The sequence below is a fragment of the Stenotrophomonas sp. SrG genome (assembly GCF_050031795.1).
Classification (GTDB): Bacteria; Pseudomonadota; Gammaproteobacteria; order Xanthomonadales; family Xanthomonadaceae; genus Stenotrophomonas; species Stenotrophomonas rhizophila_A.
This window is the reverse complement of record NZ_JBNBBE010001796.1, coordinates 1-230: the sequence shown is the minus strand read 5'-3', so window position 1 is coordinate 230 and position 230 is coordinate 1. Positions and strand designations below refer to the sequence as shown.

At 81.3% G+C, this 230-nt stretch carries 1 protein-coding gene; it reads right to left on the bottom strand.

Going from position 1 to position 230, the window contains the following annotated elements; translation table 11 throughout:
- The coding region (locus ACQG3P_RS25430) for an AGE family epimerase/isomerase (RefSeq protein ID WP_426806590.1) at positions 1 to 230 on the bottom strand (230 nt) is incomplete at both ends.

The following is a 230-nucleotide window of genomic DNA, read 5'->3' as shown; positions in this document are numbered from 1 at the left end:
GCGGAGCCGGTGCGAGGGGGGGCCGAGCGTGACGGGCCCGCCGAGCTGCCCGTCCCGGGCGGAGGGCGCCCAGCCCAGGCCCTCGCCCTGCGCGGCCTGGCGGCGGGTCCTGGGGTCGGCCAGCCGCAGCGCACGAGCGCGGTAGCGGGCTTCGCCACGGGCCTCTGACGCTGCCAGCATCGCCGCGCACCGGTGGCGGTGGGGGTGCGGGCCGCGGTAGTCGCGGGAGT